Origin of the sequence: Blautia sp. DFI.3.45 (genome assembly GCF_020593505.1) — a bacterium.
Classification (GTDB): domain Bacteria; phylum Bacillota; class Clostridia; order Lachnospirales; family Lachnospiraceae; genus Blautia_A; species Blautia_A wexlerae.
Genome location: NZ_JAJDMI010000046.1, coordinates 17893 through 27924, shown reverse-complemented (window position 1 = coordinate 27924; position 10032 = coordinate 17893). Strand labels below are relative to the sequence as shown.

Genomic DNA, 10032 nt, shown 5'->3' with positions numbered 1-10032 from the left:
CACCCTGAAAAAAGGCGGTATCCCGCCTTAATTCAGATGCTCTGGTAACTCAGTTACCGAGTAATTCACAACTTGTTTCTTATCTTTCGGTACTCTCTTGGGGAATATCCTTTCAGCTTGTGGAAAAGCCGGCTGAAATAAAGCTGATTATCATACCCGACGATTTTAGAAATTTCATTGATGGAATAGGTTGTTGTTTCAAGTAACATCTGGGCATTGTTAATTCGGATTCCCACAATAAACTGCATTGGTGTAGAACCTGTGTATTTTTTGAAGTTTCGGATAAACCAGCTGACACTCATTCCACGTGAGGCAGCATAATCATCTATGCTAATATTCTGGTTATAATTTTCACTGAAAAAGGTAACTGCGTTATCCATCTCGTGATCCAGGTATTCATTTTTCGAGATATGTTCCCTGGTCAGTTCCCGATGAAAGATGATAAGAAGATGACGGAGCAGAAGGACAAGCATTTCCTCATAATTATCTTGGCAACGCTGAAGCTCGATGATAATACGCTTGAAAATCTGTTCGTATTCCATAGAGGTTCCGACCTGAAATACACGCTCTTTATCCGGGAAGCCATATTGCCGTAGGATATTTTTTACATTGTTGCCTGTAAAATGAATCCAGTATACTTCTGTCTTATCTTTTCCATAATATTCATATTTCTGAAGTTCCTTCGGTCTGTACAGTACAATATTACCGGCGGGGACAATCGTTTCGTTATCCACATTGTCAAAATGAAAATGCCCACAACCAGCAGTGATATAGATAATCTGATAATCCAGGCGTCCCCTTGGACGGTAGGTTGGTAACTTTGGATGGCTGGAAAGGCGGTAAGTACCGCAACTTCCTACAACCAGTGGGCGACTTTTGTCTTTGAAATCCATATGGGAGTGGTTTAAATAACCGGTATTCATATACATATGGTAGCACCTCTTTTCCTTTTTTTTGCTATTGTATCATTTAGTGCATATTTTGTCTAATCCAATTCATAGACATGTTTTGCAGATTAGGATAAGATATATATAGCAAAACAGAGAAGCGTAAACATAAAAGTAAAAGACAAGGTTTGCTGTGGAAAAACAAAGTGCAAAAAAATGTATATGTATTAAAGGAGAGTTATTTATGATTGTACCACGTTATTATGAGGATTTAAGCGTACTGCATGAAAATACAATGCCAGCCAGAGCCTATTTTATTCCGGCATCCAAAAGAATGGATAACCTGGTGGAGCACAGGGAAGAGTCAGACCGAATGCAGTTATTGAACGGAACTTGGAAGTTCCAGTATTTTAACAGTATCTATGATGTTCAGGAACCCTTCTTTGAGAAAGATTATGATACAGAAAATTTTGATGAGATTCAGGTTCCGAGTGTATGGCAGATGGCAGGATATGATACACATCAGTATACAAACATCAGGTATCCGTTCCCATTTGATCCACCGTATGTACCACAGGATATTCCATGTGGAACATATGTACATACCTTTGTTTATCACAAAGATGAAAATGCACCAAAAGCTTTCTTGAATTTTGAAGGAGTAGACAGTTGCTTTTATGTATGGATCAATGGCTCTTATGTAGGGTATAGCCAGGTTTCTCATATGACCAGTGAGTTTGATATCACCGACCTCCTTCGGGACGGAGAGAACAGCATAGCGGTTCTGGTCATGAAGTGGTGTGATGGTTCCTATTTGGAAGATCAGGACAAATTCCGTATGAGTGGTATTTTCCGGGATGTGTACATTTTGAAACGCCCAAAACAGGCAATCAGTGATTATCATATTAAAACAAGAATTGAGGATATGCTTGCGAAAGTAGAAATTGAAATGAAATTCTACTCTCCCTTAAATGTAAAAATTTCGATTGAAGATAGAAACGGAGCAGTTGTAGCACTAGGAAGTATTGCTGAAGAAGGAACAGCTGTATTAGAAATTGCAAGTCCGGAACTTTGGAATACAGAAAATCCATATCTATATAAACTGATTTTTGAAACAGAGAATGAAGTAATTGTAGATCACATTGCATTAAGAAAGATAGAGATTAAAGACCAGGTCATTTACCTAAATGGACAGAAGATTAAATTCCGTGGTGTCAATCGACATGATTCCGATCCGGTTACTGGATTTACAATCAGTCTGGAACAGCTCACAACCGATCTTACGTTAATGAAGCAGCATAATTTTAATGCGATCCGTTCCAGCCACTATCCGAACGCACCATTTTTCTATGAAATGTGTGACAAGTATGGATTCATGGTGATAGATGAAGCAGATATTGAAGCTCATGGTCCATTTATGATCTACAGAAAAGAAGACACCGATTACAATCGGTTCAAACGATGGAATGAGATGATTGCAGATGATCCGGCATGGGAAGAGGCAATCGTTGATCGCGTAAAACTCATGGTGGAACGTGACAAAAACCGTTTCTGTATTGTTATGTGGTCAATGGGAAATGAGAGTGCTTATGGCTGCAACTTTGAAAAAGCACTGGAATGGACAAAGAATTTTGATCCAGACCGCATCACACAATATGAGAGTGCAAGATACCGTAATTATGATGAAACATATGATTACAGCAATCTGGATGTGTACAGCCGGATGTATCCGGCGCTTTCCGAAATTCAGGAATATCTGGATAAAGATGGAAGCAAACCCTTCCTTTTGGTAGAGTACTGTCACAGTATGGGAAACGGACCTGGAGATTTTGAAGATTACTTCCAGATGATTCAGGATAATGATAAAATGTGCGGCGGCTTTGTCTGGGAATGGTGTGACCATGCGATTGCTCATGGAACTGCTGAGAATGGAAAGACTATATATGCTTATGGGGGCGACCATGGCGAAGAAATTCATGATGGCAACTTCTGTATGGATGGATTAGTATATCCGGACAGAACGGTACATACAGGACTTTTGGAATACAAGAATGTTTATCGCCCGGCAAGGGTTATTTCCTATGACAAAGAAAGCGGAGAACTGGTGCTTCATAACTACATGGATTTTGATGACTTGAAAGATTATGTGAAGATCAGTTATGAACTGACGCAGGACGGGCTTGTAATCAGCAAAGGTAAACTCCCAGAAGTTTCAGCAGCACCACACAGTGAAGGAAAAATAAACCTTAAAATCAATGTGCCAGAGAGTGGAAAATGTTATTTAAAATTTATTTACCATCTGAAAAAGGAATTGCCACTGTTGGATGAAGACCATATCCTTGGATTTGATGAGATCGAAGTAAGCCAGAAGGATGCAAAATGCCAGTTAGCAGAAAAATGGGTTGAAAAAACAGTGACGGATTCTGAATTACAGGTGAGTGAAGATGATACACAGATTCATATCAAAGGTCGTGAATTCGCATATACAATCGACCGACGGACTGCACTTTTTACAGAGATGAAATTTGCAGGTCGGGAATATCTGAACCACCCGATGGAATTAAATATCTGGAGGGCACCAACAGATAATGATATGTACATCAAGTCTGAATGGAAGAAAGCCCATTATGATAAAGCTTATACAAGAGCTTACACGACAGAGGTCGTGCAGGGAAAGCATGGTGTGAAAATTACAAGCCATGCATCCGTTGTGGCAGAGACAGTACAGAAGATTCTTGATGTGACGATCACATGGAAAATAGAAGCTGCTGGAAAGATTGATGCAGATATTGCAGTAACAAAAGATGATGAATTTCCGGACCTGCCAAGATTTGGTGTGAGGATGTTCCTGGATAAAAAACTTTCAGCTGCACGATACTTTGGAATGGGACCACAGGAAAGCTATTGTGACAAACATCAGGCTGCGAGCCACGGTTTGTATCATGCAAATGTAGATGATTTGCATGAGGATTATATTCGCCCACAGGAAAATGGAAGCCATTATGATTGTGAATATGTAGAGCTTAACAACAGCCGATATGGAATTGTGGTATCTGCGGAAAATGCCTTCTCATTCAATGCTTCTTATTATACGCAGGAAGAACTTGAGAAGAAAACGCATAATTATGAACTGATAGAATCAGATAGTGTAGTATTTTGCGTTGACTACGCATTAAATGGCATTGGTTCTAATAGTTGTGGTCCAGTTGTATTGGATCAGTACCGATTTGATGATGTATTATTCCGGTTCCAGTTTACGCTGATACCGTATGTAAAGGGATAATAAAGTTTCATGTAACCCGTAAACAAGGAAAGAGAGTCTGATTGTTATGTAAAGTCCGTATATACAGAGCAATCAGACAAAAACAGAGAAAAAACTAGAATTAGACATCATACTCTGTTAGACATCTTGAGATTCTAAGTGCGATGAAGATGAGGAGCAAAGAAATTCGATGGAAGAAAAAAAGTATTTGAAATGGTATAACAAAATTGGATATGGATCAGGTGATATTGCAGGTAATGTAGTCTATGCCTTCCTGACATCTTTCATGATGGTCTATCTGACGGACTCAGTAGGACTTGCTGCAGGTGTCGTAGGTACCCTGATTGCCGTATCAAAACTATTTGATGGTTTTACGGATATATTTTTTGGATCAATGATTGACAAAACACACAGTAAAATGGGAAAAGCGAAGCCATGGATGCTATACGGATACATTGGTTGTGCCATTACGCTGGTCTGCTGCTTTGCAATACCAGTCAGCTTTGGAACAACGGCTAAATACGCATGGTTCTTTATCTCTTATACACTGTTAAATGGTGTGTTTTATACAGCAAACAATATTGCTTACTCAGCACTTACGTCACTGATTACAAAGAACAGCAAAGAGCGTGTGCAGATGGGATCTTACCGTTTTATTTTTGCATTTTCAACAAGTCTTCTGATTCAGGCGATTACAGTTGGATTTGTAGATAAATGTGGTGGAGATGCTGCGGCATGGAGAACGGTTGCTATTATCTATGCAATCATTGGTCTTGTCATAAATACGATTTCAGCACTTTCTGTTAAGGAACTTCCTGAGGAAGAACTTAACGAAGGAGAAGTAAAGGATGATAATGAAAAGTACGGAATGGTACAGGCCTTCAAGCTTCTTGTTAAAAACAAATATTACATGATGATTTGTGGAACATATATTTTACAGCAGTTATATGGTGCCATGATTGGAGCTGGCATTTATTACATGACATGGGTACTGAAAAATAAGAATTTGTTTGGACAATTTGCATGGGCAGTTAATATTCCACTGATCATTGCCTTAATTTTTACACCAACCTTAGTTGGTAAGTGGAAAGGTATGTATAAACTGAACTTAAGAGGTTATGTTTTAGCAGTCATTGGTAGAGCACTTGTTGTTATTGCCGGATATATGGGCAGTGTTCCGCTGATGATGGCGTTTACAGCTCTTGCAGCCTTAGGTCAGGGACCATGGCAGGGAGATATGAATGCAGTTATCGCATCCTGCTCTGAATACACTTATCTTACACAGGGAAAGAGAATTGACGGAACGATGTACTCTTGTACTTCTCTTGGTGTAAAAATCGGTGGAGGTATTGGAACCGCTGTTGTTGGATGGATGCTTGAGTTCAGTGGATATGTCGGAACAAATGCAACTCAGCCACAGTCTGCACTTGATATGATGCAGTTTATGTATCTTTGGCTTCCGTTAATCTTTGATGTATTGATTATGTTTGTACTTTCAAGAATGAATGTAGAAGATGCAAATAAAAAACTGAAAGCAGAAAAAAAAATTGCTGCAGATGAAGTAACAGATGCATCAGACATAAATTAGAATTGACAGGAGAAAGCATTGTCTGGTCATTGCTCGATGAGACAGTGCTTTTTTCTATATATAAAGTGATTGAACTGTATTTTGAAAATAAAAAAGGACCACTTCATTTTTGTGAAATGGCCTTAAGAAAATATTCAGTTTTCACAAAATAGTCCTTTTAGTATTTATACATGGTAAGGATGCACAAAATATTCAGTGTAGAATACTAAAAGGTCATTCAGATATTTTTTTAGGTTGCTCATTTGCAATTCCTCCTTTCCTTATTTACAAGTTGATTATAAGATAGGTGTAAAAGGATTGCTTGCCAAATCAAAAGAAGATATAGACAAATGTTGCAAAGGGGAGTATTTCATGCAGTTAAAATATGTTGACACAAAAGAGGAGATCATAGCAATAAATAGGAAGTCAAAACATATTGAACCACATCTTCATAATGCACTGGAGATCGTTTGTGTAACAAGTGGAGCATTAGAACTTGGTGTCGGACAGGAACTATACCATATGGAAAAAGGAGATATAAGCTTTGTATTTCCAGATGTTATTCATCACTATCAGGTACTGACACCCGGTGTAAATAAAGCGACTTATCTGATTGCATCGCCATTTACGATAGCCAAATTTGCAGATATCATGCAATCCATGGCTCCTGAATACCCAATCATCAAAGCGGAAAAGGTTGAACCGGAGGTATATAGGGTTATAAATGCAATTTTAGAGACAGAACAGTCGGATATTACTGTTGCACAGGCATATCTTCAAATTGTGTTGGCACGCTGCATAGGAAAATTAAATTTGGTAGAAAAGAGTAATGTGGGGAGCAACGATCTTATTTACCAGACAGTTTCCTATATATCAGCAAATTTTAAGAAGAAATTTTCGCTGGAAGAGATGGCAAAAGATCTGGGGGTGAGCAAATATGTTTTATCCAGACTCTTTTCCAAAACATTCCATAGAAACTTTAATCAATATCTTAACGATGCAAGGCTGAACTATGCATGCCAACGTTTGGAAAATACGAGTGATTCTATTACAAACATTTGTCTGGATAGTGGATTTGAAAGTCAGAGAACATTTAACCGAGTATTTAAAGAAAGATATAAAATATCACCGAGTGACTACCGGAGTACATGTCTGAAAGATATGTTGTCATAACATATAGATTAATAAATTCAATAAAAATCTGATTATCAGTCTGAAATAAGTATCTCTGGGTGTTATTTATAATATGGGGTAGTGGTTAATTATTATGTCATGTATGAATGGGGAAGAAACAAACGGAGAACTGCTCCAGAAAAAGAAGTAGACAAACTGTAAATAAAGAAGTTAAGAGAGGCTGTTACTTTAGAAACTATTTAAAGAAGTAACAGAAGTCGGGGAAGCGTTAGAAAAGATACAAGAAACATAAATCAATATTGTTCGTTCTATTTTCAGTAACATATTTCGCAATGCGAAAAATAAGTTGCTGAACAGTCATTGCCTATATTATAATGAAGCTATAGCACCCTGTTAAATAATACATTTGAGACAGTTCAACTTTCACGCTCTGTTGAGCCGGATCAATATACATTATTTACGAGGAGTGCTGCAGGTACAATAAAAAACGGACAAGAGGCAGACTGATATGGAAAATAAACTGGAACATTTAAAAGAATATCTGAAGGGACTTGGCAGTGTAGCAGTTGCTTTCTCAAGTGGAGTGGATTCTACATTCTTATTAAAAGTAGCTCATGATGTGCTGGGTGATAAGGCGATTGCGATTACGGCTCAATCCTGTTCTTTCCCGAAAAGAGAGCTGAATGAAGCGAAGGCATTCTGCGAGAAAGAGGGGATTCAGCATGTGATCTGCCAGTCTGAGGAATTGGAGATTGAAGGATTTTCAAAGAATCCTCCGAACAGATGTTATTTATGTAAAAAAGAACTGTTTGAGAAGATTGGCGATATTGCAAAAAAGAATGGGATTGAATATATTGCAGAGGGATCAAATATGGATGATAACGGCGATTACAGACCAGGTCTGATCGCCGTAAAAGAACTTGGAGTTAAGAGCCCGCTACGTGAGGCGAAGCTGACGAAAGCGGAGATCAGAGAATACTCAAAGGAACTGGGGCTTCCGACTTGGGACAAACCGTCATTTGCCTGTCTGTCCTCCAGGTTTGTCTATGGAGAGACCATCAGTGAGGAAAAGCTTGGAATGGTTGAGAAAGCAGAGCAGCTTTTACTTGACTATGGATTCCATCAGGTACGTGTCCGTATTCACGGTTCACTTGCAAGAATTGAGATCATGCCGGAGGAATTTCCGAAACTTCTGGAAAAAAATGTCCGAGAGGATATTGCAAAGAAATTTAAGGAGTATGGATTCACTTATGTGACCATGGATATTCTGGGATATCGTATGGGAAGTATGAACGAAACACTTGGCGAAAATGATAAAACGACTGCAGATAGCAGCCTTAGGGGTAAAAACGAATGACAGTAAAAGAGAGAATAACAGCACTTCGTGCACGCATGAAAGAGACAGGAATTGATGCATATCTGATCCCTACAGATGATTTCCATGGTTCGGAATATGTAGGTGAATATTTCAAATGCAGAAAATATATCACAGGATTTACCGGTTCTGCAGGTACTGCGGTGATCATGCAGGATATGGCAGGATTATGGACGGATGGACGTTATTTTATCCAGGCCGCGAATCAGCTGGAAGGAACAGGAATTACTTTATTTAAAATGGGTGAGCCGGAAGTTCCCACAGTTCATGAGTTTCTGAAAAAAAATCTGACACAGGGAAGGTGTCTGGGATTTGACGGACGTACTGTCAGTGCAAAAGAGGCAGCAGAATTGGAGAAAATGCTGGATGAAAACGGTGTGTCTCTCAGTGTTGATCACGATCTGGCAGGCGATATATGGGAAAACCGTCCGGTACTTTCCTGTGAACCGGTTACAGAGCTGGATATAAAATGGGCAGGAGAATCCAGAGCTGATAAATGCGCAAGAATCCGCAAAGCAATGGAGAAGAAGGGTGCAGATTTATTTGTACTGACTTCTCTGGATGATATTGCCTGGCTGTTAAATATACGTGGGGGAGATATCCACTGTTGTCCGGTGGTTCTTTCTTATCTTGTAATGACAAAAACAGAGATCAGACTTTTTGCAAATGAGAAAGCCTTTCAGACAGACGTACTGGAAGCGCTGGAAAAAGATGGTGTGACCCTTTTTCCCTATGACAGTATCTATGAGTATGTGAAAACATTTAAAAAGGACAAAAAAGTTCTTCTCTGCAAAAAGAAAGTCAACAGTCGTCTGGTTAGCAATATTCCGGCAGACACCCGGATTCTGGATGAAGAAAATCTTACACTTCTTCCCAAGGCAACGAAGAATCCTGTTGAGGTGGAAAATGAACGCATTGCGCATATCAGAGACGGAGTTGCAGTTACAAAGTTCATATACTGGTTAAAGAAGAATGTTGGAAGGATTCCGATCACAGAATTAAGTGCAGCAGAAAAGCTGTATGAATTCCGTTCGGAACAGGAGGATTTCATAGATAACAGTTTTGATCCGATTATTGCCTATGGAAAGCATGCTGCTATTGTACATTATTTTGCAACACCCGAAACGGATACTCCTCTGGAACCATCCGGCTTTCTTCTGGCAGATACAGGAGGACATTATAAAGAGGGAACCACTGATATTACCCGTACTGTTGTCATGGGACCGACTACTGAGGAAGAGAAAAAGTACTTCACAGCAGTTTTGCGGGGAACTCTGAATCTGGGAGCTGCCAGATTTCTTCATGGCTGTACCGGTGTAAATCTGGATATTCTGGCGAGACAGCCGCTGTGGGAAATGGGAGAGGATTTTAAACATGGAACCGGTCATGGAGTAGGATATCTTCTGAATGTCCATGAAGGACCCAATAGCTTCCGATGGAAAATTGTTCCGGGTGGAAATGCAGTGCTGGAGGAGGGAATGATCACCTCTGATGAGCCGGGATATTACAGAGAGGATGGATTTGGAATCCGTCATGAAAATCTGATGGTCTGCAAAAAAGCTGAAAAAACAGAGTATGGTCAGTTTATGTGCTTTGAATTTTTGACTATGGTACCTTTTGATCTGGATGGAGTGGTGCCGGAACTGATGAGTGTCCGGGAACGTAACCTTCTCAATGATTACCATGCACAGGTATATGAGAAGATTTCTCCGTATTTGAACGAAGAAGAAAAAGAATGGCTGAAAGCTGCTACCCGGGCAATCTGATAAAAATAAAAAACATTTTACAAAATCAAAAAGAGGAACAG

The 10032-nt window shown here is 39.3% G+C and carries 6 protein-coding genes; 5 read left to right on the top strand and 1 reads right to left on the bottom strand.

Features of this window, described 5'->3' with window-relative positions; all coding sequences use genetic code 11:
- Positions 1-65: 65 nt before the first annotated feature.
- Positions 66-929, bottom strand: a complete 864-nt coding sequence (locus LJE09_RS13840; RefSeq protein WP_118614138.1) for an AraC family transcriptional regulator — start codon at positions 927-929, stop codon at positions 66-68.
- Between the two features lie 202 nt (positions 930-1131).
- Between LJE09_RS13840 and LJE09_RS13835 the strand changes: the two genes are divergently transcribed.
- The 5 genes from LJE09_RS13835 to LJE09_RS13815 all read left to right on the top strand — a co-directional run bounded on the left by LJE09_RS13835 (position 1132) and on the right by LJE09_RS13815 (position 9991).
- Positions 1132-4170 (top strand): glycoside hydrolase family 2 TIM barrel-domain containing protein, encoded by a 3039-nt coding sequence (locus LJE09_RS13835; protein ID WP_118614140.1) that lies wholly within the window; start codon positions 1132-1134, stop codon positions 4168-4170.
- A 169-nt stretch (positions 4171-4339) separates the two neighbouring features.
- Positions 4340-5737 carry an MFS transporter gene (locus LJE09_RS13830; RefSeq protein ID WP_227311461.1) on the top strand — a complete coding sequence of 466 codons (1398 nt, stop codon included), beginning with the start codon at positions 4340-4342 and terminating at the stop codon, positions 5735-5737.
- Between the two features lie 351 nt (positions 5738-6088).
- A complete protein-coding gene (locus LJE09_RS13825) occupies positions 6089-6889 on the top strand; it encodes a helix-turn-helix transcriptional regulator (RefSeq protein WP_227311460.1) in 801 nt (266 codons plus the stop codon).
- Positions 6890-7358: 469 nt separating this feature from the next.
- Positions 7359-8207, top strand: a complete 849-nt coding sequence (larE, locus tag LJE09_RS13820; RefSeq protein WP_227311459.1) for an ATP-dependent sacrificial sulfur transferase LarE — start codon at positions 7359-7361, stop codon at positions 8205-8207.
- Entirely contained in the window at positions 8204-9991 is a 1788-nt protein-coding gene (locus LJE09_RS13815; protein WP_227311458.1) for an aminopeptidase P family protein, read from the top strand. The genes larE and LJE09_RS13815 overlap by 4 nt, the downstream gene beginning before the upstream one ends.
- Positions 9992-10032: the final 41 nt, after the last annotated feature.